Below are 21,966 nucleotides of genomic sequence, written 5' to 3' on the forward strand. Positions count from 1 at the left end.
GAAAAGCGCCTCGCAGCGTTGATCCAGCACGAGGTCAGTCGGTTCGCCGGAGGGGCGTCGAGCAGCGTGCGAGCGACCATGGTGCGTCCGTTGGGCCGTAGACCCCGGCACCGTCCTGCGCGACCCAGGCTATTTGTAAAAGATCTTGAGAAATCCTGGGAAGAGGCTCGAGTCTCGGCGGCTCGCGTGGTAGCAGTGGGCGGCAAACAATTCGTCCTGTCCAAGCCGCGCCTGCCGCCGGACCCTGTGCACGATCAGCCGGGCGGTGACGGCCTGGCCCTTCTTGCCGGTGAACGCGGTGTAGTCGACCTCAGCGAGGTCCGCATCGGAGATCCACCCGCCCGCTTGGTCGTCGAAGGCGGCGTTCGGATACGTGATCGGCGTCCATCCGCTCTCGTCGATGCCCGCGATCGCTGCCTTGATCTTGGGTTCCATCTTCGCGGTGATGGAAAACGCGCTGATCCCCCGACTGGCCGCCGCATACGGCGAGCCACGGTGGCTCAAAGTTCCACCTCGACGACGTCGGTTCCGCCGCGGGCCGCGCCGCCGAACTCGCCGATCCCGCCGTCCGCGTCAGCACCCGCGACGAGGTGCTGACCGTCGGTGACTACCTGTCCGTGTACGTGCTCGAATGGACCTTGCACCACCTCGACCTGATCGCGCATCTGCCGTCGGCCGCCGAGCCGCCCGCCGAGACCCTCGCGGCGGCACGCGCGTCGCTGGAGAAGATCGCCGGGGCCCCGTTTCCCGCCTCGTTCTCCGACAAGGACGCGCTGCTGATCGGCACCGGACGTCGCACGCCGACCGACGCGGAGAAGGCCGCGCTGGGCGACCTGGCCGCGAAGCTCCCGCTCATTCTCGGCTGATCCCGACGAGGTGAGGCAGGGCGCCACTGCCTCACCCGTCGCTAGCCGAGGTCGGGCGTGTCGCGCAGCTCAAGTGTGGTTCCCGGCGATTCCAGCTCCAGCACGATCACTTCGTTGTCACCGGTTCTGAGGACCGGGCTGGGCAGGTAGAGCGTGCGCTGAGGCCCGATGGACCAGTAGCGGCCGAGGCAGAACCCGTTCACCCAGACGATCCCGTGGCCCCAGCCCGGCAGGGCAAGGAACGCTTCGGCGGGCTCCGCCACCGTCAGCACGGCCCGGTGGAACCCTGGCCCCTCGGCCAGCGCGGGGCCGAACTCCAGAGCACTCGGGTCGTCCAGCGGCACCGGCCGGGCGGTCACCTGGTGCAGGTACTGCCGCTCGTGACGGATCCCGTTGACTATGCCCTTGCTCTCCCCCAACGTCGGCCCGTAGTTGACCCGTCCCAGCGAGGAGACGATCAGCTCGACCGTGGCGGGCCCGGCCACCTGGATCGGATCGTGCCCGTCCTCCAACGTGCCCGCCGGAGTGCCGTCCACATACAGCAGTGCCCGGTCCCGTAGCCCCGCCACGACCAGCGGGTAGGGGCCGCGCGGGCCCGGGATCTCGACCCGGTAGTGCGCCAGGCCCTGGCCGATCCCCAGCTGCTCGAACGTCGGCGGCATCGGGGCGGTCACCTCAGGCCCGGCCAGCACGTCGATCGCGTCGCGCAGTGGGACGCTGCCGGATACCGGGATGACGGCGGGTGCGAGGAAGGTTGGCGGGGGTGGCGGCTCGGGTGCGTCCTGGTAGCGGGTGAGCACCTCCCTGAACCGCCAGTACTTCTCCGTGGCGCGCCCGTCCTCGGTGATCGGCGCGTCGTAGTCGTAGGAGGTGACGGTCGGCTGGTAGCGGCCCGTCTGAGGGTCCCGGTTGGCGCCCGCCCACAGGCCGAAGCTGGTGCCGCCGTGTGCCATGTAGAGGTTGACCGACGCGCCCGTTTCGAGCAGCCGCTCCAGCGTGTCAGCGGCGTCGGCAGGGTCCCGGGGGGTGTGCGGCCCACCCCAATGGTCGAACCAGCCGATCCACAGCTCCATGCAGGCCTGTGGGTCGGCCGGGCGGTGCTTGCGCAGTGTCGCCAGGGCGGTCTCCGGATCGTTGCCGAACGTGCCGGTGGCCAGCAGTCCGGGCAGCGTGCCACCGGTCAGCATGTGGTCCTCGGGCCCGTCGGCGGTGAACAGCGGCACGTCGATACCCGATTCGTGCAGCAGGTCGGTCAGATGCACGAGGTAGGCCTGGTCCGTCCCGTACGATCCGTACTCGTTCTCCACCTGGACCATCAGCACATTGCCGCCCTGAGTGGTCTGCTGCTCGGCGATGCGGGGAATCAGCACCTCGAACCAGCTGTCGACGTGCTCCAGGAACTCCGGGTCGCTGGTGCGTAGCCGACCGGTCAGCCACCACGGCAGGCCCCCGTTGTCCCATTCCGCGCAGATGTACGGGCCTGGCCGGACGATCGCATGCAGGTCCTGCCGGGCCGCCTCCTGGAGGAACGCGGTGAGCTCGTCGAGCCGCTCGTACCGGCCCGGGCTCGGCTCGTGCAGATTCCACGGCACATAGGTCTCCACCGTGTTCAGGCCCATCGCCCGGATCATCGCCAGCCGCTGCGGCCACTGCGCGGGTTGCACCCGGAAGTAGTGCATCGCCCCGGACAGTAGGCGGAAGGGGGCGCCGCCGAGGCGGAATCCGCCCTCATCGAGCGACAGGATCTTCATAGGTGGGTTTCCTCCCAAAATGACGTACAGCTAGCCTGCTGCTATTTGCGGAAGGGGAGCCATGGATTCTTCACGGCATCCTGTTGGACCTATCGACTGGGTGCAGGGTCAGGAGCACTGGGACCACTGGTGGCGCTACCTCACCCCCACCTCCATCCACCGTCGGCTCGGCCTCGCCTGCCTGGCGGTGGGGATGCAGAACGGACGGCTCCCCACCGTCGGCCCCCGCACGCTCAACCACTATGTCGCAGTGATCGTGCTGTCCGGTGCGGGCTGGTTCTCCTCCGGGGGACGCCCCCCGGTGGACGTCGTCGCCCCGTGCCTGCTCTGGCTGTCACCCGGCGTGGAACACCATTACGGACCCTACGAGCCGGGCTGGTCGGAGTGCTTCGCCGACTTCACGGGCCCGTCCGTGGCCGCCTACGCCGAGCTGGGCTTCCTCAACCCGGACGAGCCGGTTGTCCCGCTCACCTCGGCCGAGCCGGCCCGGGTGGTCATCCGCAAGATGATCGCGGCGCTCAGTCAGCCGGGGCCGCACGCGGAGGTGGCGGCCGCGGCCGGCGTGCACGAACTGCTGGTCGTGCTGCAGCGCAGCCAAGTGGCGAGCCGGGACAGCGGCTCGGTCCTTGAGGCGCTGTCTCGCGACGCGTGCGAGCCGTGGACCGTGCTCGAGCACGCGAAGAGGCTTGGGATGAGCCTTTCCGAGCTGCGCGAGTCGGTCCGGCGCAGGGCGGGTTGCAGCCCCAAGGATTATCTGCTGACGATCCGGCTGAACCTCGCCAAGGAACTGCTGGCTACGACCGACCTGCCGGTGGCCGCGGTGGCCCGGCGCGTCGGCTACGACGATCCGGCCTACTTCACCCGGCTGTTCACACGCCGGGTCGGCACGTCACCGAGCACGTTCCGGGAACATCAGTCACGGACTCCCTGACGGTTACTTGATGCTGCCGGCCGCCAGGTCGGCCTTCCAGAACCGCTGCAACGACAGGAACGCCAGCACGACCGGGATAAGGGACAACAATGCTCCAGTGACGACCGCGTCGCGCAGGAACCCGGTCCTGATGCCGTGCCACCTCACCAGCCCCAGCGTGATGGGCCACAGCTCCTGGTCGTTCAGCAGCATCATCGGCAGGAAGAAGTTGTTCCAGATCGCGACGAACTGGAACAGGAACAGGGTGACCATCGCGGGCGCCATCAGTCGCAGCCCGACGGTGAAGAACAGCCGGAGCTCGCCCGCCCCGTCCACCCGGCCGGCGTCCAGCAATTCGTCCGGCACGGCGACCTGGGCGTACGCGCGCGCCAGGTAGACACCGAACGGGCTGACCATGCTCGGCAGCAGCATTCCCCAAGTCGTGTTGATCAGGCCGATCTTGCTCTCCAGCAGGTAGATCGGGATCGCCAGCAGGGGGAGCGGCAGCAGCACCGCAACCATGATCACCCCGAACAGCACGTTCCGGCCCCGGAACGGGAACTTGGCCAGTGCGTACCCGGCCATGGCGGCCAGCAGCATCGCCCCGACCGCCCCGCCGCCCGCGTACAGCAGGGTGTTGAGCATCCATCGCGGGAACAGCCCGTCGTCCTGGGACATCACCCGGCTGAGGTTGTCGCCCAGGTTCAGCCCGCTGAACCAGATCGGGTTGGTGCTGAACAGGTCGGCGCTGGACTTGCTCGCCGACACCACCAGCCACCAGATCGGCAGCAACATGTAGGCGGCCACCACGAACAGGAACGAGGTGACAAGAATCCTGGCACGGGTCACGGGCGTGCTCCTCGGGCGGTGAGCCACGCGGAAAGGCGTAGGAACAGCAGGGACAGGCCGCCGGCGACCAGCGCGAGCACGATCGAGATCGCCGAGCCGAGCCCGTAGTCGTTGTGGTCGAGCGCGACTTGCAGCGACCACATCAGCGGGGTGAAGTCCTTGGACACCGCCGGGGTGACATCGCTGAGGATCATCGGTTCGTTGAAGAGTTGAAGCGTCCCGATGATGGAGAACACGCCCGTGAGCATGAGCGACGGCCGGACCATCGGGATCTTGATGGACCAGGCGACCCTCCAAGGGGACGCGCCGTCGAGCGCGGCCGCCTCGTACAGCTCACTGGGGATCGCCTTGAGCGCCGAGTAGATGACGAGCATGTTGAAGCCGGTCCACGTCCAGGTGACGATGTTCCCCATGGACCAGAGCACGGTTCCGTCGCCGAGCAGGTCGACGCCGATGACCTCGGGGTTGTAGAGGAACGCCCAGACGATCGCGGCGATCACGCCGGGCACCGCGTACGGCAGGAAGTAGATCACCCGGAAGAACCGCTGGAACCGGGCCGCTTTCCCGTCCAGGAGGAGTGCCAGGACGAGCGCGAGCCCGAGCATGATCGGGACCTGGACCAGGCCGAACAGCAGGAGTCTGCCGACCCCTGTCAGGAACGTTCCGTCCTGGAAGACCTTGGTGTAGTTGCCGAGGCCGGAGAAGATCCGTTCGGGTGAGCCGAACCCGAGCCCGGACCGTTTGACCGCGTGCAGGCTCTCGTTGATCGCATAGCCGACCGGGGCGAGAAAGAAAACGATGAAGAGCACACAGAACGGGATGAGCAGGGGCGCCGCTGCCCGGCCCGGCGAGTTCCACCGGGACCGGATGCTGGGCCGTACCCCGCTGGTTCGCGCGTTCTGGGCTAGGGGGGTGACTGCCATCAGGCTGCCTTCCTCTATTCGGTGACGCTGAGGCCCTTGTCCTTGATGGAGGCCACGGCCTTGGCCTGGACCGCCTTCAGGGCGTCCAGCAGGGTGCCACCCTTGGTGACGACCTTGCCGACCTCGGTGTTGAAGGCGTCGTTGACCGCGGGGGTGGTCGGACCCCAGGCGAAGGTGGGAGAGACAGTCGTGGCCGCCTTGGCGAAGACCTGGAAGACCGCCTGGTCGCCATAGAACGGGCGCCCCTTGGCGATCGACGGCAGCGAGGCGCCGTCAGCGGTCGTCGGGAACAGGCCGCCGTTGACGACAAGATCGTCGAAGGCGCCCTGGTCGGTCGACATCCAGGTCGCGAACTCGACCGCTTCCTTCGGGTTCTTGCAGCCCTTCAATACCGCGTTGGGAGAGCCGCCGACGTTGCCGGTGACGGTCTGGCCGGCCACCCAGTCAGGCATCGGCGCCACCGCCCACTTGCCCTTGGACTTGGGCACCGACTCCTCCAGCACCTTGGTCATCCAGACCGCGCCGACCAGGGTGGCGACCTCGCCCTCGCTCAACGCCTTGAACCACGCGTCGGACCAGGCCGACTTCACGTCGACCAGCTTCTTGTCCAGCAGGCCCTGCCAGTAGTTCGCCACCTTGGTGGTCGCCTCGTCGGTGATCGACACCTTCCAGGAGTCGCCGCTGGTGGAGAACCAGGACGCGCCGGCCTGCCAGGCCAGACCGCTGAACCCGTACATGTCGTCGGGGTTGAAGGAGGCGAGGAAGGCCTTCGGGTCGGCCTCGTGCAGCTTCTGAGCGGCCGCCGCGAACTCCTCCCAGGTGGTCGGTACGGCGATCTTGTGCTTCTCGAAGACGTCCTTGCGGTAGAACAGGCCCATCGGTCCGGCGTCCACCGGGATGCCCACCTGGCGGCCGCCGAAGGTCACGGAGTTGAGCGCCCACGGCTGGAACTTCGCGGCCGACCCCTTGGCGTACGGAGTGATGTCCTCGAGCGCGCCCTCGACCAGGAAACTGGCGAGCGTCTCCACGCCGACCTGGGCCAGGCAGGGGGCGTTGCCGGCCTTCACCGCGCTCAGCATCTTCTGGTAGCCGCCCTTGCCTCCAGGCTCCACCTGCGTGAACTTGACCTGGATGTTCGGGTGGCCGGCATTCCAGGCCGCCGCGGCCTTGTCATAGCCGGGTGCCCATCCCCACCACTCGACGGTCACCGGGCCCTTCGCCGCAGGCTGCTGGGCCGGTTCCTGCCTCTCGCTGTCGCCACAGCCGGCCAACGCCCCGGTCAGGAGCACGCCGGTAAGGCCAAGAGCGACCGATGCCTTGCGCATGATCGATCATCCTTTCCATCCCTCAGAGAGTTCCGTAACCGTCCCGCGCCACGGGTTGAGACGCCATGGACTATCGCTCGGGGGCTGTTGCATTTTGCTCGGCGGACGTCCATGGCCCTCGGGGAGGATCGGAACGGCCGGCAGCGGTACGGGTCGGCCGGCGGCGAGCTGGTGGCGAGGCTACCGGCGGCCCGGAGTTCCTGCAGATCCGGGGTGTGGTGTAGAGGACGCCGGCCGCTTGACAGGCTCGAGCCGCAGGAATGATCTCGCCGCGTACGTCACACGGATGTTCGCCCGCCGCGTCGGCACACCACTCGGCGATCTCCGCGCACCGGCGTAGCGCATCCGGCCGTTCGTCCAACAGTCCGCGCCCAAATGTCCATGGCGGTGACTTCCGACACATCTGAGGATTCCTGGATAAATCCGCAGATTGCAAGGACGCTCTTTATGAGTAGACGCACGTGCGTTGCGTTGACCGCCTGTCTGCTGGCAGGCTCCGCCGTCGGCCTGATCCCTCTCCCCTCGTCCGCTGACGCGGCCGTGACCATCCGATCCTCATCCCTCGCCGTCGATGTCGACGGAGACTTCCCCCGAGTCATCGGCTACACCTGGTTATCCGATGGCAGCAAGCTGCCCGGCCAGACCAGCGATCTGACCAAGGTCCAGATCAACGGCACCGAGTACACGCCTGCCGTCACCACCACTCCTGGCACCGACCGGGTGGACTACGCCATGCGGGTCGAAGAGCTCGACATGACGATCAACGCCCGCCTGGCCGTCACCGCCGACACGCTCACGTTCTCCGTCACCGATGTGACGGAGAAGGGCGCCACCAAGCTTGAGAAGCTTGCCATACCGGGACACAGCATCGTTTCGGCCAGCTCGGATCTGGCCGATGCCACCGTGTCCTCGGCGCTGATCTACAAGTCGAACTACGACACGGGGCCTAAGCGGGACACCTTCGCCAAGGTGGCCGACGCCGCGGTCGACAGTGCGCCGGCGCCGACGAACGTCGCCATCGTGAGCGCGGGCAAGCTGGCCGCCTCGGTGTGGTCCTCCTCGTTCGTCACCTACGGCCCGCTCCTGCGCCAGACCACCCAGACCGCCACAGGCAAGAGCACGGGCGTGTGGAGCAACACGTGGATCTACCGGGGCCCAGACGGCAAGACGACCGATCGGCCGGAGATCAAGGTTGTCCTCACCGGTGAGCGCAATGGTGACGGCAAGGTCGACTGGCAGGACGGCGCCGTTGCCTACCGCCAGATCACACCCTCCCCCAAGGGGTCGGAGAGCGTGCCGGACAACGTGATCGGCTACATCTCCATGAACTTCGCGAGCACCGTGGGCAATCCCTTCCTCGCCCAGCTCGACAAGATCAAGATGGCCTCGCTCTACACCGACGGCCTGGGCCAGTGGATCCAGCTCAAGGGGTACGCCAGTGAGGGCCACGACCAGGGCCACCCCGACTACGGCGGCCACTACAACACCCGCGCGGGCGGCCTGAAGGACCTCAACACGCTGGTCGAGGTGGGCAAGAAGTACGGCGCGCGGATCGGCGTCCATGTCAACGCCAACGACGAGCTGATGGAGACCAAGGCGTTCCGCTGGGACAAGCTGGACCCCAACGACCTCAAGAACCCCTGTTACGTCTGGGTCGACCGGCACTTCTGCATGAACCAGACCAAGGACCTGGTCTCCGGTGACCACTTCCGACGTGTTCAGCAGCTCCGCCAGGAGGTACCGAACCTCGCCTTCATCTACAACGACGTGTACTTCGGCGAGGACTGGCGTGCATGGCGCAACTTCAAGGACTACGCCGACAACGGCTTCGAGTCCCACACCGAGTTCCCGAGCTGGGGCTGGCCCTACGTCACCTGGTACCACCAGTCGGGCGACTACGACTACATCGGGATCAATTCCGATATCTTGCGTTTTATCTACAACGACAAGGCCGACACCTGGGTGGGTAAGGAGAACCCGCTGCTCAAGGGCATGGTGTCCAAGGGCATCGGCCAGTGGCACGGTGACCACGACGTCAAGCGGTGGATCGACTACGTCTACGACGTCAACCTGCCCACCAAGTTCCTGCAGCACTTCCAGATCACCAACTGGGCAGGCAAGCAGATCAGGTTCACCGGCAACGTGACGGCCGAGCTGGTCGACAACGCGCCCCGCTACTCCAAGGACGGCAAGGTCGTCCTCAACGGCGACTCCTACCTGCTGCCCTGGCCACCCGCGAACGGCACCAAGGCCTACCACTGGAACGCCAAGGGCGGCCGGACCACCTGGCAGCTGCCTGCCTCGTGGCGGCAGAACGGCAAGGCCGTCCTCTACGAGCTGACCGACACCGGGCGCAAGCGGCCCACCACGCTCCGCGTGCACAACGGCTCAGTGGACATCACCGCCAAGGCCAAGACTCCGTACCTCCTGGTGCCGGCCGAGCTGCCTGCTCAGGTCGATGTCAAGTACGGAGAAGGCGGCACGCTGGTCAACCCGTCGTTCACGGCCGGTTCCACGCAGGGCTGGACCGTCCGCGGTGACGCGGCGGTGGGCAAGGACGACCGGGGCTGGTACCAGCTCAACCTCACCGGCACCGGCGGTTCCGCCGTACAGCGAAGCCTAAGTCTGCAGCCCGGCACCTACACAGCCGCGGCCTACGTCTCCACCGACCAGGGGCGACGGGCTTCTCTCAAGGTCAGCGAGTACGGCGGAGCCCCCGTGGAGACCTGGATCGACACGACCCCGCCCAAGCTGGCTGACGCGGTCAACCGGCTTCAGGACAAACCCTTCCAGAAGATCAAGACCGTCTTCACCGTCCCCGCTCAGTCCAGTGCCACGGTCACGCTGAGCGCCACGGGCAGCGGCAACACCTCATTCACCGACGTCCGGATCGTCCGGACCGACGGAGCCGATCCGCACCGGGGCGGACACTTCTTCACCGAGGACTTCGAAGCGGTGGACCAGGGCTGGGGTCCCTTCATCCAGGTCGAGGACGGCGAGTCGGGCATCCACCTGGCCGAGCTCAACAAGGGCTACACCCGTGACGCCCTGTCGGGGAAGTTCTCGCTCAAGCTCATCGAGAGCAGCACCGGCACGAAGATCACTACCTGGCCGGGAACCCTGCGCTTCGAGCCAGGCCACGCCTACCGGGTCCGCTTCGACTACGCCTCCGACGGCGTGGACGCCTACCGCTTCGAGCTGACCGGCGGTGGCAAGACCCTGCTCAGCACAACCCTGGCGCAGACCACCGACCGGCCCATGGACAGCGCTCCCCCGGACGGCCCCAAGCCCGAGGGCTGGACGGACTCGCTGCCCCCGCAGGGCCCCGCACCGGTCAGAAAAGTCGACCAGGTGTTCACCACCGGCCCACTCAAGGACGTCGCCCTCACCGTGCGGCAGCTCGTCGGTGCCGGTAACCCGAGCGCGGTGCTGGACAACCTGATCATCGATGACCTCGGCACCGTCGCGGGCTCCGAGGCAGGGCCCGTCGCCACTCTGGCCCTGGACCGCGACAGCGTCCTGCCCGGCCAGGCTACGCCGATCACCGTGACGATCAGCAACAAGTCCGGCACGGCCATGACCGAGGTCACCCCGGCGCTGCAGGCTCCCGAAGGCTGGCAGGTCCAGACGCCGGGTCCGATCGCGCAGATTCCCGCAGGCGGCTCGGCCACCGCGACCTTCACCGTCACGCCGCCGCAAGGCACGGCGGTCGGCGCCATCACCATCTCGGCCGCCTTCACCTGGAACAACGCGAAGGTGGCTGTGGCGGAGAATGTGGGGTTCGCAGCCCTGTTCGACACAGTGCCCTCGGCGTACAACAACGTGGGCACCACCGACGCGGCGACAGCCGGCAAGGGGCGGTTCGACGCCAGCGGCAACAGCTATCTGGACTCCGCCCTCGCCGCCCAGAACCTCACCCCCGGCGGCGAGGTGAAGGTCGATGGCATGACGTTCACCTGGCCGTCCGCCGCTTCCGACGGCGCGGACAACATCCAGACGGCCGGGCAGATCGTCAAGCTGAACGGCAAGGGCGTGCTGGGAGTCCTGGGTGCGGCGACGGTCAACACGCAGAGCACCATCACCGTCAAGTACACCGACGGCACCACCTCCAGCGCGCTGATCGGCTTCCCCGCCTGGAACTCGGCCGAGACCTGGCGGTACGGCGCTCGCACCGTGGCCACGGTGGACACGATCAACTCGCCATCGGGGCCGGTGAGCGGCACCTACCGGGTGTTCTACAACAGCCTTCCGCTGGAGCAGGGCAAGACCGTGGCCTCGGTGACGCTGCCGAGCGCGTCCGGAATCCACGTCTTCGATCTGGCGACCAGAGCTCTGGTCACCGCCCCGCCCACCGCCACGGTCTACGCTTCGGACCTGGAATGGGCGAGCGCGACCAGCGGCTGGGGCCCGGTGGAGCGTGACCACGCGTTGGGCGAGAACCTGGCCAACGACGGGGACGCGATCCGGCTCAACGGCAAGGTGTACGCCAAGGGCCTGGGTGCCGCGCCCTTCTCGGACTCTGACAGCGTCATCACCTACAACCTGGGTGGGAAGTGCACGCGCTTCACCGCCGAGGTGGGCCTGGATGACCGCCAGACGAGCCGGGGCAGCGTCGTGTTCAAAGTCCTGGCTGACGGGCGTGAGGTTTACGCCGGTACAGCAATGGGGCCGACCACGCCGACGGTGGTGATCGATGCGGACATCAGCGGGGCCAAGGAGGTCAAGCTGGTGACCGGCAACGCCGGAGACGGTGACGGCAACGATCACGGCTCCTGGGGAGATGCCAAGTTCACCTGCGGCTGACCGCGAAAGGCGGGATGCGCAGCGCATCCCGCCTTGGGCAACGTGCCCCTCCCTGCCGCCGACCTCAAAACCGGCGACAACACCATGACCATCACCACCAGCGGATGGTCTACGACGCCTTCGGCACACGCCAGATTCCTGAGCCAACCAACCAACACATTCACCATGCTCCTCGCGCCCAGCGATTAGCCATCTGATGGGCTGGGCGCGCATCATCCCTACCGCTGATTGGGGCGAGTCGCATGTTCGGTGAACAACCACAACCACACGGGCTCAGACGCCGTACCGTGCTCATCGCCGGCCTGGCCGGTGCGGGCATGGCGTTGCAGCCGAGCGGATTCGCGCATGCCGCGTCGCGCGCCGAAGTGAGCGAGGCCACTGGACGACGCACCTTGAACCTCAACACCAATTGGGCGTTCTGGCGCGAGGACGCTCAAGGCGCGCAACTTCCATCCTTTGACGATTCCCAGTGGGCGGCCGTTTCGATCCCACACACGATGCGGCTGGAGCGCAAGCGCCCGATTGTCTACGATGTGTTCGCCGGTATTGGTTGGTATCGCCGGTATTTCCGCCTCGATCCCGCCGCAGCGGGCTCTCGGGTGACGATACGGTTCGACGGCGTCCAAACGGACTGCGTCGTCTACCTCAACGGCGAGAAGATGGCCGAGCACTACGGCGGCTATCTCGGATTCTCCGTCGATGTCACCGACAAGCTCCACTGGAACCGAGACAATCTCCTGGCGGTGCGCGTCTCGAATCTGGACGATCCCCGGACGCCACCGGGGAAGCCTCGTGACCAACTCGGGTTCCTCACCTACGGCGGCATCTACCGCAACGTCACGCTACAGTTGACCGGCCGCATATACATCTCCGATCCGTTGGAGGTCGATCGCGTTGCCGGCGGGGGCGTGTTCATCAGCTACCCGAAGGCCGATGCCACACAGGCGAAGGTTCACGTGCAGACGAACGTGGTGAACGCCACGAGTTCAAGCGCCGCCGTAAAACTACATTCGACCCTCTATGATCCACACGGATCGGCAGTTGCCTCAGCCGCCCAGACCGCGACGATCGCAGGCGGCGCCGATCATGACTTCCAGCAGACCCTGACTGTGAACCGGCCCGATCTGTGGCATCCCGACAGTCCACACCTGTACCGGCTCGTCAGCCAGGTCCGCCAAGACGACCAGCTCATCGATACGGTTACCACCCGGACCGGGATCCGTCGTATCGCCTACAAGAATGACGGCTTCTACCTCAACGGCAAACGCCTCTACCTGCGCGGCGCGAACTGCCACCAGAACTACGCCTATGTTGGCGATGCGGCCCCGGCGTCACTGCAGTGGCGCGAAGTGTTCAGGCTGAAACTCGGCGGTTTCAATGCGGTACGCGCCGCGCACTATCCTCATGATCCGACCTTCCTCGACGCCGCCGATGAGCTCGGGCTGCTTGTTGTCGCATGCGAAACGGGTTGGCAGTTCTGGAACGACGACCAGACGTTCGTCGATCGAACGTACGCCGATGTGGCGCAGATGATCCGCAGGGACCGAAACCATCCATCGGTGATTCTCTGGGAAGCCGCACTGAACGAGACGCACTACCCGGACTGGTGGGCCGAGCGTGTCACGACGATTGCTCATGCGGAGATGCCGAACGACCAGATGTACACCGCAGCAGACTTCGGCGACTGGGGGAAGCAGTACTATGACGTCAATTACAAGGTCGTCAACCCGGACGGCTCGGATCCCGATGCGACCAAACCGTTTCTCACTCGGGAATGGGGCGACTGGGAGGGGCCGTGCCGGGTGGATCGTGACGACGGCGAGGGCGCGCTCGTCCAGCAAGTCGTGACCCGGCAAAGGTACCTCAACGGCACTGGGTATTGGGACTGGGGCGGGCTGGACGCCAACCCCAGAATCGGTGGCTACTTCTTATGGGCCTTCGAGGACTACGGCGCGAATGACCCATATCAAAGGTCTGGCGCGGTCGACATCGACCGTTACCCAAAGTACTGCTATCACTGGCTCAAGGGGATGCAACCGCCGACGAACCCCGAGCACGGTGGCCCGATGGTATTCATCGCCAGCAACTACACCGCATCGTCCGACCTGAACATCATGGTATTCAGCAACACCGATCGTGTGAAGCTGTATCAGAATGGCGCGTTGGTCGGCGAGAAGAGCCAGGTCGAGAACGCCGCCACGGCGCCCGAGATCGCCGCTAAGCACGGAAATCCGTATTATACCTTTACACTTACTTCGTTCGTCGCGGGGGAATTGACGGCCGAGGGGTACATCAACGGCAAGCTGGCCGCCACACATGTCGTGAAGACCCCTGGCAAGCCGCATCACATCGACATCGATGTTGATGACGCTGGGGTCCGGCAAGCACTGGGAGACCTGCTGGCGTATTACTCAGGAGACGCCTCGCCGGCCGGCGTACGGGCCGCCGCGACGTTGGTCGACCAAGTACGACCCGACACGGTCAAGTCGTTGATCCGCAAGGTGGGCAGGAAGCGTGGCAGTCCACTACCTGCTGCGGCGATCGACATGCTTCAGCGTTATGCCCATGCGCTGGAGCGCATCGAGCCAGTGGCCGACGCCTCGGACTTGATTCCGGTCTTCATCAAGATCGTCGACGAGCACGGCACCATCGTCCCGAACTCGGCCGAGAAGGTAAGCCTCACCGTGAGCGGGCAGGGCAGCCTCGTCGGCCACGACATCCCTCGCATCGCGGTACAGACCCAGAAGGTCCAGGCCGGCATCGGCTACGCCCTGGTCGCGGTCAACACGCGCGCGGGGGATGTCACTGTCACCGCCACCGCGGACGGGCTGCAATCCGGTAGCTGCACGGTGACGACGAAGCCTTATTCGATGAGCTACGTGGCCGACGGCCGGCATCCGACGTGGAAGGATATTTCGACGCTGGAGCGCCAGGGCGCACAGAACATCGCGTTGAACCAGCCGGCCACCGCATCCAGCTCACAGATAGACGACCAGCACGACAACAACCCTGGCAACGCTGTCGACGGCGACTCCGGCACCAAGTGGGTCGCGGCCGGGAACATCCCGGCATGGTGGCAGGTCGACCTCGGTCAGCCATCGGACATCGCGCAGTTCCAGATCATCTGGGAAACCGACCAGGCGGCCTACCGCTACGACATCCTCACGTCGACCGACGCTACCAACTGGACGACCGTGGTCAACGAGGAGTCGAACACCACCATAGGAGGCACGGCCACGCATGAGGTGACGGCCAAAGCACGGTACGTACGAGTGAAGATCCTGTCAGCCGACGGCTGGTGGCCGAGCATCCGCGAGTTCCGGGCCGTCCCACCGGGCGGCACGGGCGGGGGCCCGCCGAACGACCCCGGACCGACGATCCCCCGCGACCAGATCAGCGCGGTGACGGCGTCCAGTTATGCGACCGGCTTCGAACCTGCCAAGGCGTTCGACGGTGACATCACCTTCGGCACAGGATGGGTCGCCGCATCTGCGGCACTCCCGCAGACGCTGACAGCCCAGCTGTCGACTGCACACAATCTCGCCGGCGCTCGCATCTACTGGGGCAAGGACAGCAGTTGGTACACCTACGACCTAGAAATCTCCGCGGACGGGAAGTCCTGGACGACCGCCATCTCCGGGCTGACCCGCAGCGGCCAGTACACGTTGCCGGAGACCTTCACTGGCGCCGGTGCGCGTTACGTTCGCATCACCATTACCGGCGTCAGCGGAGGAGGAGGGCAGGCGATCGCCGGCATCGCCGAGGTGATCCTGTACGGCTCGCCAGGCTGACCACGGATATCAGCCGGGAACCCGGCGGCTGACCTGCCGCCGGGCCACCCGGCGTTCTAGATCAACTGCGCGTCCTACCTGTGCTCGTTCTGTCAGCGCCGGTCAGGTAGAAGGTCTGCGCGGTGCCCGCGAAGACGGCCGCACGCTCGCCGTCGGTCAGCCCGCGCGTGAACGACTCGTGGGTCCACCACACGACCTCGGCGGGCGTGCTCAGCTCGCAGACAGGCCAGTCGGAACCCGCCATCACCCGGTGCGGGCCGAACGTGGAGAGAACCCTGTCCGCCACCGGCCAGACCGCTTCGGCAGACCGCGCACCGAGCGTGAGCAGACCGGAGAGCTTGACGCACACGTTGGGTAGTGAGGCCATGTTCGCCAGCCACCGCGACCACAGTCCGAGGTCATCGTCCACCGGCGGGTTGCCCGCGTGGTCGATGACCATCGGGACGTCGGGGAAGGCACGGGCCAGGCGCAGCGCCGCAGCCCATTGCGGCTGTTTGACCAACAGGTCGTAGGTCAGCCCGGCTTGCCCCACCGCGGCGATCCCGCGCCGGACGTCGGCGCGGTCCAACCAGCACGGGTCCGGCTCGGCCTGCGCCGCGTGCCGTACCCCACGCAGGAGCGCCCCGCCGCGCGTCCGCCGCAGCGCTGCGAGCCTGCCATGCACATCGGCGTCGGTGAGGTCGACCCAGCCGACGACGCCCGCTATAAGCCCCGCGCTTTCCTCGGCGAGGGACAGAAACTCGACGGTCTCCGCCTCGTCGGCCAGCGTTTGCACGAGGATTGTCGCGTCGACGCCGCACCGGACTATCACGTCCCGCAACTCCGGTAGGCCGTAGTCGCGGCGGATGGCGGTCATGCCGTCCCCGTCCAGGAACGGGCGTGGGCGGGCGAGGTCCCACAGGTGGTGGTGTGCGTCCAGGCGCGCGCTCACCCCGGTACCGCCACGTGCGCGGGCAGCAGACCACGGTTGACCACGTCAGCCCACAGGTCGGCGGGGGGAGGCGGCAGCATGAGGTTCTGCCGCACCTCCTCGGCCGAGCTCACGCCGAGCACGGCTCCCAGCACCGCGACATCGGGGCGGCGGGGAACCACAATCATGCCGGGGCCGAGCCGTTCGCCCGCCATTGCTCGTACTCTCGGCGGGTGTCCTCGTTGAGCGGGTAGTAGTCCCGAAGTGGCGCCCCCTGGTCGATGCGCATGCGGCTGAACACCTCCCAATCCTCGTGGGCTGCGGCGTCGGCGAGCAGGCGCTCGGCGCGGGCGCGGGGCACGATCACGGCGCCGTCGTCGTCGGCGACCACGTAGTCGCCCGGCAGTGCGAGCACCCCGCCCACTGCGACCGGGACGTTGTAGGCCCACGGGAACAGTTCGGTCTGCGAGGCGTAGTGCGGTGTCGCGCCGGTGCACCAGATCGGCACGTCGAGCTCCGAGACCCGCGGCACATCACGGATCCGGCCGTCCACGACGATCGCCGCACCGCCGCGGCCTTTGAAGTAGCGCACCAGCATGTCGCCGAAGCAGCCGGTGGTGTGGCTGCCCTTGGCTTCGACGACCAGCACGTCGCCCGGTTCGACCTCGTCGAGTACGGCCCACAGGGCAGTGGTGCGTTCGATGTACTCCTGTGTCACGCCGTCGGCGATGTCCTCGCGCTGCGGCATGAACTGCAGTGTCAACGCACGTCCTACGGCCTTCTGGCCCTTCTTGAGCGGGCTCGGGCCGTCGATCCATGTGCGCTTGACCCCTTGCGAGTTCATCCGGGCGCACGCGGTGGCGGCGCTCACTCCATGCAAACGGCGCACCAGTTCCGGATCGGCGGGCGGGGGCGAGTCTCCGCGGACCGGGATGTCCCACACCCGGTTGGGAGTCGTCGCCTCGTGATTCGTGGCGGTCATGGGGTCCTTTCGGTGGTGAATGGGACATGCCGCGCTGGGTAGGCGCGCGGGGTGACGCGCAGGTCCAGGCGCACGCGACTGCCGGGTGGCAGCACGACCTCGAACGTGTTCGCGCCAACGGGGACTGTCGTGGCCGTGGCGTTGACGGGTGGCGCGGTATAGGCGGTCGCCGCGCCCGGGTATGACGTGAGCGCACCTGAATAGCGGAGCTCGTCGATCCGGTCGCTGCCGAATCCGCCTGCGTGGAGGATGACTCGGCGGGTGCAGGTCGGTGCGAGGTTCACCAAGTCCAGCGCTGTGCGTTCCGCCTCGACGACGTCGACCAGCGCGGCGACGTCGGCGGGAAGACCCGGCCTGCCGGTGTCCGGATCGCTGTACGACACCCGGGTCGGCAGCAGTCCGCCGTTGTAGAGGACCTGCGGGGTTCCGGTGGTGAGCTGCAACAGAGCTTCGGTGGTGACCGGGTTGTGCCGCTGCCAGTGGTGGATGTTCCCGTCCGCCACTTCATCGGCGTCCTCGGCGATCAGGTCGAGCCTGCGCTGCACCTGGGACAGCGCCACCCCGAGGATGCGCTCGGGGTAGTCCGGGTTGTCCCCGGACAGGAAGGCCAGCCAGGGTGCCTCGTGACCGGCGTCCTCCTTGTTGCGGAAGTCATGCACAGTGCGCCAGTCGTAGCCGCTGCGGCGCCGAAGTTCGACGAGGCGGTCCCAGTCGGGCCGGGCCATCCCCGCCCGCCACACCCAGACCGGCATCGTCAACTGCGGGGGCTGGTGGTCGAACCAGCCTCGCAGCCCGTGCCGGATGGGCACGAGGAAGGTCGGCGCGCCGGTCTCGTCGCCGAGTTCCGCGGCCCACCGGCTCCGCATGGTCATCTCGGTGCCGTCGACCGTGCCTTCGATCCCCTGGGCGTACACCTGGTCGAGCACGTTCCGAGCGAGGTCGAGCCTGCCGGGATCGCGGTCGACGAGCACCCCGTTGAGAGCCGCCACGCAGACCGCCATGCCCACACTGTGCAGGCCGTGCGGCCAGGTCCAGCCGTAGTGGCCCCCGAACCATCGCCCGCCGTGCAACTCGCCGACCTGGCCGGAGGGTCCGACGTTGTCCGGCACCAGCCCGCCGTTAGCGGCTGACCGCTCCGCCCACGCGTCGAGGTACTCCAACATCCACCGGCGGAACCGGTCATCGTGGTGGTACAGCCACGCGTTGGTCGCCAGGCTTGTGGCGGCGAGGTTGACGGCCACGTCGCCGCGGCCGAGCCGCTGGGTCATGGCCGCACCCATTGCACGGGCGTTGGCGGCGTCGGCCAGGTCATCCCAGGCCTCGACGCCGGGCACGTCCTCGAGCGGCAGGCCGTACGGCTGCATGTTGGTGAGGTCGGCGCCGTAGGTGTGCCAGGACTCGTTGATGCCGTAGCGCGGACCGCCGCCGCCGTTGTGCGGTGCCCGGATGATCCGCTTCGCGGGGTCGTAGTTTCTGGTGGGCGAATCCGGTAGGTACATCTCGGCGAACCGCGTAGCTCGCTCCATGAAGGAGCTGTCCGCAGGGTCGGCGGCGCACAGCGAGTAGAACAGCGGGAGCTGTTCGCCGATGTGGAACCAGTCGTAGCCGCGTTCGAACTCGTCGGTGATGAACCCGAGCCGGTCGAGTTGAGCGGTGACGGCTTCCCAATGGCGCTTTGCCGCGGTGAGGAGGTCAGACGAGCCGCCGAGCTGGTAGAGCACCCCCCATCCGGTGAACGCCTCGTAGAAGTCGTCGGCGCCGTCGCGGCTGTCCATCGACCCGTGGTAGCGCAGGCTGCCGTCCGGTTCGCAATACCGCGCCTGGTACACGCGCCAGGCCTCGTCCATGACGTCGAAGAGCCTTCGCTGCAGCACCGCCCACACCGGAGGCGCACCGACGGATTCGGTGGCGACTATGGTGATCATCCCTTCACCGCCCCCGTCGACAGGCCACCGATGATGTAGCGCTGGAGGAGGACGAAGACGGCCAGCGGCGGCGCGGCGGCGAGCAGCAAGGTGGGGAAGACGACCGTGTAGTCGGTGGTGTACTGGCCGACCGCGGCGTAGATGCCCGTCGTGATCGTGTACAGACCGCTGCCCGGCCCGAGGATGATCTGCGGATTGGCGAAGTCATTCCACACCGAGAACGTGTTGAGGATGACCATGGTGGCCACGGCGGGCCGCATCAGCGGGAAGATCACCGACCAGAAGACGCGGTGCGTGCCCGCTCCGTCGATCATCGCCGCCTCGTCGAGGCCGCGGGGGATGGTGGTGAGGTAGCCGGTGTAGAGGAATACCGAGAACGGCAGCGTGAGCGTCGTCTCGAACAGCACGAACCCCGGGATGGAATTCATGAGCCCGAGGAACTTCAGGGTGTAGACGACCGGAATCAGCACCACCTGGCTCGGGATGAAGGTCCCCGCCACGAACATCAGCAGCAGCAACCGGTACGGGCGCCGGCTCCGGCGCGCGATCACGTACGACACCGGGCCGGCCACCAGCACCGACAGCACGTTCACCAGCACCACGAACAGGATCGTCACCGCGTATCCGCGGACGACGTCGAAGTCCGGGTTGTCCAGCGCCCGCAGCAGGTACTCGAACGTGAGGATGTCCGGGGACAGGGAGAACGGGTGCGCGAGAATGTCCTGCTGGGACTTGAAGGCGTTGGCCACCATCAGGTACATCGGCACCAGCATCAGCGCCGACACCACACTGATGAACGCGATCCTGACCGCTCTCATGCCGCCACCGCCTTGTCCGCGCGCGAGCGCAACCTCGACACCACGACCGCCAGAACGCCCGTCACCACCATGAGGACCACCGACTGCGCGGAGCCGAACCCGAGCGAGCTGTTCGCGAAGGACTCGCTGAGGATCAGGTACGCCGCGGTCTGAGTGGAGCCAGCGGGTCCACCGCCGGTCAGCGACACCACCAGGTCATAGGTCTTGAGCAGGGTGACCAGCGACAGCACCAGGTTCACCGTCACCACCGGCGCCAGGCTCGGCAGCGTCACGTTGCGGAACGTCTGGAAACGGGACGCGCCGTCGATCGTCGCAGCCTCGAGGAGATCCTTGTTGATCGTCTGCAAACCGGCGATGTAGAGCACGAGGTTCACTCCGAACCCCGCCCACACGATGACTCCGATGAGCGTGACCCGAGCCCACACCGGATCGGACAGGAACGGCAGCACCGATCCGCCCGCCTCGGTCACCAGGGTGTTGACCACCCCGGTGGTGCCCAGCAGCGCGCTCCACAGGAATCCGACGACGAGCGCGCTGAGGATGTGCGGGTAGAACAACACCGCGCGAAAGAACGTGTTCGCTCGCGACGTGCGGTGCACCAGCAGGGCGAACCCGAGTCCCAGGACGTTGAGCAGAACAGTGCCCGCCGCCGCGATGGTCAGAGTCACCGCGCCTGCCGAGATGACCTCACCGGTGCTGAACATCCGGACGTAGTTGCGCACTCCGATGAACTGCGGATCGGGGCTGTAGCCGTCCCAGTCGGTCAGGCTCAGGTACACCGAGAGTCCGACCGGGATCACCAGCATGACGACGAAGAGGACCAGAGCAGGTAGCACCATGCTCGCCGTCGTCAACCTCGCCCGCAGCGAGGCGCGGCGGTGCCCCAGCCGGTGGCCGTGGGGCTGGCGGACCGGGCGCGCTGTCGTCGCGGGCCCTGTCCGCACCGGCGCGATACGACCAGTCATTTCTGCGCAGCCATCCAGCTGTCGATACCAGCCGCCACGTCCGCGACCGACTTACCGGTGTACAGGCCCTGCACCTGCTTGTTCCACTCGGTGCCGAACCCGGCAGGCGTGCGGACGGAGCCCAGACCTTCCACGTGCGGCACCTGGCTCGGAGCCGCGTCGAGCACCGCCTGTACATCGGCGCCCAGAGCACTGAGGCCCTCGGGATAGCCCTGGCGGAAGTTCCCGTCCTGTCGCAACTGCTTCTGGATGGCCTGCTTGTCGGTGACCAGGTATTTCACCAGCTCAACCGAGAGGTCGCGCACCTTGGTGTCCTTGAGGACCATGTACGGCGCCGCGACGCTGACGCCGACCGGGCCAGGATAGGCCTGTCCGTTCGTGGTCGGCGCGCTGAAGACACCCACGGGGAACGGCGGTTTGGCGGCGTCGGCCGTGGCGACGAACCAGCTGCCCATGACGTACATCGCCGACTTGCCCGCGAAGAAGTTGGCGGGAGCGGTCTTGTCGTCCAGGCCGAGTGCGTTCTTGTCGATGTAGCCCTTCGCGATCCACTGCGCATACCGCTCGAGGATCGGGGTGTAGGTCTTGCCGGGCGAGGTCTTGTTGTCCAGGACGTCCTGATACCAGTTCGGGCTCGCGCCGAACACCGACGGATCGGAGAACTGCGCCACCTGCGCACCCGTCACCCACGCTCCCGCAGTCTGCAACGGCAGGTACCCGGCGTCCTTCAGTTTCGCCATCGCTGCCTCGAACTCGTCGATCGAGGTCGGAGTCTTCGTGATACCCGCCTTGGTGAAGGCCTCCTTGTTGTAGAAGACCAGCGATTGCGCCTGCACGCCGACACCCACCGAGTACGACCTGCCGTCCACCTTGGCCTGCTCGGCCAGCGGGGTGTCCTTGACCCATGGCTGGTCGGTGAGGTCGAGCATCTGCGGGGCCAGCGTCTTGTCCGCGGACAGGGTCTCGACCACGTCTGGAGCGTTCCCCGCAGCCAGCAGCTGGGGCAGGGCCTGCTTGACCGGAGTGGCCCCGCCCTCGATTTTCACTTTCACCCCGGGGTGGGCGTTCTCGAACGGCTTGACCAGGCCCTGCCAGAACGCTTTGGTGAGGTTGGGCGTGATGTTGGCGAGCATCCGGATCTCGGACTG

At 66.9% G+C, this 21,966-nt stretch carries 16 protein-coding genes; 4 read left to right on the forward strand and 12 right to left on the reverse strand.

What is annotated here, in order from left to right:
* Positions 1-129 precede the first annotated feature (129 nt).
* A complete protein-coding gene (locus ABT294_RS03880; RefSeq protein ID WP_350803306.1) occupies positions 130-504 on the reverse strand; it encodes a hypothetical protein in 375 nt (124 codons plus the stop codon).
* 86 nt (positions 505-590) lie between these two features.
* Between ABT294_RS03880 and ABT294_RS03885 the strand changes: the two genes are divergently transcribed.
* Positions 591-866 (forward strand): hypothetical protein, encoded by a 276-nt coding sequence (locus ABT294_RS03885; protein ID WP_350803307.1) that lies wholly within the window; start codon positions 591-593, stop codon positions 864-866.
* A gap of 41 nt (positions 867-907) precedes the next feature.
* Here ABT294_RS03885 and ABT294_RS03890 read toward each other — a convergent pair whose 3' ends face one another.
* Positions 908-2,617 carry a glycoside hydrolase family 35 protein gene (locus tag ABT294_RS03890; RefSeq protein ID WP_350803308.1) on the reverse strand — a complete coding sequence of 570 codons (1,710 nt, stop codon included), beginning with the start codon at positions 2,615-2,617 and terminating at the stop codon, positions 908-910.
* 61 nt (positions 2,618-2,678) lie between these two features.
* Between ABT294_RS03890 and ABT294_RS03895 the strand changes: the two genes are divergently transcribed.
* Positions 2,679-3,548 (forward strand): helix-turn-helix transcriptional regulator, encoded by an 870-nt coding sequence (locus ABT294_RS03895; RefSeq protein ID WP_350803309.1) that lies wholly within the window; start codon positions 2,679-2,681, stop codon positions 3,546-3,548.
* 3 nt (positions 3,549-3,551) lie between these two features.
* Here the strand turns inward: ABT294_RS03895 and ABT294_RS03900 are convergent, their stop codons facing one another.
* The 3 genes from ABT294_RS03900 to ABT294_RS03910 all read right to left on the reverse strand — a co-directional run bounded on the left by ABT294_RS03900 (position 3,552) and on the right by ABT294_RS03910 (position 6,624).
* Positions 3,552-4,376, reverse strand: coding sequence for a carbohydrate ABC transporter permease (locus ABT294_RS03900; RefSeq protein WP_350803311.1), 825 nt, complete (start codon positions 4,374-4,376; stop codon positions 3,552-3,554).
* The gene (locus tag ABT294_RS03905; protein ID WP_350803312.1) at positions 4,373-5,185 is read right to left on the reverse strand and encodes a carbohydrate ABC transporter permease; all 813 of its coding nucleotides are present in this window, start codon (positions 5,183-5,185) and stop codon (positions 4,373-4,375) included. The genes ABT294_RS03900 and ABT294_RS03905 overlap by 4 nt, the downstream gene beginning before the upstream one ends.
* Positions 5,186-5,313: 128 nt before the next feature.
* Positions 5,314-6,624, reverse strand: coding sequence for an ABC transporter substrate-binding protein (locus ABT294_RS03910; RefSeq protein ID WP_350803313.1), 1,311 nt, complete (start codon positions 6,622-6,624; stop codon positions 5,314-5,316).
* Between the two features lie 447 nt (positions 6,625-7,071).
* On the opposite strand from ABT294_RS03910, the gene ABT294_RS03915 reads away from it, so the two are divergent.
* On the forward strand, positions 7,072-11,427 hold the full coding sequence (locus ABT294_RS03915; protein WP_350803314.1) for an endo-alpha-N-acetylgalactosaminidase family protein: 4,356 nt from the start codon (positions 7,072-7,074) through the stop codon (positions 11,425-11,427).
* Between the two features lie 287 nt (positions 11,428-11,714).
* On the forward strand, positions 11,715-15,218 hold the full coding sequence (locus ABT294_RS03920; RefSeq protein WP_350803315.1) for a glycoside hydrolase family 2 protein: 3,504 nt from the start codon (positions 11,715-11,717) through the stop codon (positions 15,216-15,218).
* A 61-nt stretch (positions 15,219-15,279) separates the two neighbouring features.
* Here the strand turns inward: ABT294_RS03920 and ABT294_RS03925 are convergent, their stop codons facing one another.
* The 7 genes from ABT294_RS03925 to ABT294_RS03955 form a co-directional block, all read right to left on the reverse strand.
* Entirely contained in the window at positions 15,280-16,149 is an 870-nt protein-coding gene (locus tag ABT294_RS03925) for an amidohydrolase family protein (RefSeq protein ID WP_350803316.1), read from the reverse strand.
* A complete protein-coding gene (locus ABT294_RS03930) occupies positions 16,146-16,343 on the reverse strand; it encodes a hypothetical protein (RefSeq protein ID WP_350803318.1) in 198 nt (65 codons plus the stop codon). Before ABT294_RS03930 ends, ABT294_RS03925 begins: the two co-directional genes overlap by 4 nt.
* On the reverse strand, positions 16,313-17,110 hold the full coding sequence (locus ABT294_RS03935; RefSeq protein WP_350803319.1) for an RraA family protein: 798 nt from the start codon (positions 17,108-17,110) through the stop codon (positions 16,313-16,315). The genes ABT294_RS03930 and ABT294_RS03935 overlap by 31 nt, the downstream gene beginning before the upstream one ends.
* Positions 17,107-19,035, reverse strand: a complete 1,929-nt coding sequence (locus ABT294_RS03940) for a DUF8034 domain-containing protein (protein WP_350803320.1) — start codon at positions 19,033-19,035, stop codon at positions 17,107-17,109. The genes ABT294_RS03935 and ABT294_RS03940 overlap by 4 nt, the downstream gene beginning before the upstream one ends.
* On the reverse strand, positions 19,032-19,853 hold the full coding sequence (locus tag ABT294_RS03945) for a carbohydrate ABC transporter permease (protein WP_350803322.1): 822 nt from the start codon (positions 19,851-19,853) through the stop codon (positions 19,032-19,034). Before ABT294_RS03945 ends, ABT294_RS03940 begins: the two co-directional genes overlap by 4 nt.
* A complete protein-coding gene (locus tag ABT294_RS03950) occupies positions 19,850-20,692 on the reverse strand; it encodes a carbohydrate ABC transporter permease (RefSeq protein ID WP_350803323.1) in 843 nt (280 codons plus the stop codon). The genes ABT294_RS03945 and ABT294_RS03950 overlap by 4 nt, the downstream gene beginning before the upstream one ends.
* A 122-nt stretch (positions 20,693-20,814) precedes the next feature.
* A partial coding sequence (locus ABT294_RS03955) for an ABC transporter substrate-binding protein (RefSeq protein WP_350803324.1) occupies positions 20,815-21,966 on the reverse strand: 1,152 nt, incomplete at its 5' end.

Source organism: Nonomuraea sp. NPDC000554 (genome assembly GCF_040300065.1).
Taxonomy (GTDB): Bacteria; Actinomycetota; Actinomycetes; order Streptosporangiales; family Streptosporangiaceae; genus Nonomuraea.